The sequence below is a fragment of the Kribbella sp. NPDC020701 genome (assembly GCF_055562215.1).
The window spans coordinates 1-1,421 of the sequence record NZ_JBVHFT010000069.1; the positions used below are offsets into that span (position 1 = coordinate 1).

Consider the following 1,421-nt stretch of genomic DNA (forward strand, 5'->3'; position numbering starts at 1 on the left):
TGGGTTTCCCCTCGTAGCGTGGAGACATCCCCTTAGAAGGTGAGGGCGATGGCAGAGGCACGACGAAAGTTTGATCAGGAGTTCCGCGAGGGCGCGGTCCGGATTGTCCGGGAGACCGGCAGACCGATCGCGCAGGTGGCCCGGGAGCTGGGCGTGAACGCGGGCACGCTGGCGAACTGGGTGGCCAGAGACAAGCGGGCCCACGGTAGTGACGGTCAGTTGAGCGAGGACGAGCGGGCCGAGCTGGCCAGGTTGCGGCGGGAGAACGCGGAGCTGGCGATGGAGCGTGATGTCCTCAAGCGCTCGGTGGCCCTCTGGGTCAAGGACGCGATGGGCCGGTAGCCGTGGCCGCCTTCATCGCCGCCCAGAGGGACACCTACCGGGTGCCGCACGCGGTAGCGTGCCGGGCGCTGGGGGTCAGCCAGGCGTGGTTCTACAAGTGGCGCCACGGCGACGCTTCGCCCCGGCACGCGCGCCGCGAACAGCTGAAGATCGCGATCCGGTGGTTGTTCGTCAAGCATCACGGGACCTATGGGTCGCCGCGGATCACCGCGGACCTGCGCGACGAGGGCTGGCGGGTCAGCCAGAACACCGTCGCCGCCCTGATGCGCGAGCTCGGTCTGCAGGCGCGACGCACACGCCGCCGTCAGCAGACCACCCGGCCGGGCCGGGGCAAGTGGCGGGCACCGGACCTGATCGGTCGTGATTTCCCTGCCAGCGCAGTGAATCGGAAGTGGTACGGCGACGGCACCGAGATCAAGACCGACGAGGGCAAGCTCTACCTCGACAGCGTGCTGGACATGAGGTCTCGGCGCATTGTCGGGTTCAGCCTGGGGGAACACCACAACGCCGAACTCGCCTACAACGCCCTGGTGATGGCGGTCGCGGTCCGTGGCGGTAAGGACGCGATCGCCGGGGTGATCCTGCACACTGATCAGGGCAGCGAGTACACCGCCGGCACCGTCCGGGCTGCATGCACCCGGCTCGGCATCGCCCAGTCCATGGGCCGGCCCGGCTCGGCACTGGACAATGCCGTGATCGAGTCCTGGCACTCCACCGTGGAGTTCGAACTGCGCAGGCTCGAGCACTTCACCACCAGGACACAGGCCCGCACTCGGGTGGCCGCCTGGATCGAGGAGTACAACCAAGACCGGCGCCACTCCGCGCTCGGCATGCGCTCCCCGATCACCTACGAACTCACCCACCAGGCCCACGACCACGAACCCGAACAAGCAGCATGAACGACCGGCTCCCCCGCACACCGAGTCTGACCTCGTCCTCCCCGGCGTCAAGGCCCAGCCCTCCGGGTGGCCTCCGGCCAGCCTTGACCCCGACTCCGGGCGAGCTCCCCAGCCAACCAGCGGGAGAGGCCAACCGAAACAACAAATCTCAAGTCTCTACGGTTTCAGGGGATTGCCGGA

Annotated in this window: 2 protein-coding genes; both read left to right on the forward strand. The window is 68.0% G+C overall.

Features of this window, described 5'->3' with window-relative positions:
* Positions 1–48: 48 nt before the first annotated feature.
* Positions 49–342, forward strand: a complete 294-nt coding sequence (locus tag ACZ3HV_RS44555; protein WP_465693957.1) for a transposase — start codon at positions 49–51, stop codon at positions 340–342.
* Between the two features lie 2 nt (positions 343–344).
* The gene (locus ACZ3HV_RS44560; RefSeq protein ID WP_465693958.1) at positions 345–1,241 is read left to right on the forward strand and encodes an IS3 family transposase; all 897 of its coding nucleotides are present in this window, start codon (positions 345–347) and stop codon (positions 1,239–1,241) included.
* The last annotated feature ends 180 nt before the right edge of the window (positions 1,242–1,421 follow it).

What these genes read in the sequence shown, in the direction of transcription:
- ACZ3HV_RS44555 (WP_465693957.1), top strand. Translation starts at nt 49, where the DNA reads ATGGCAGAGGCACGACGAAAGTTTGATCAGGAGTTCCGCGAGGGCGCG.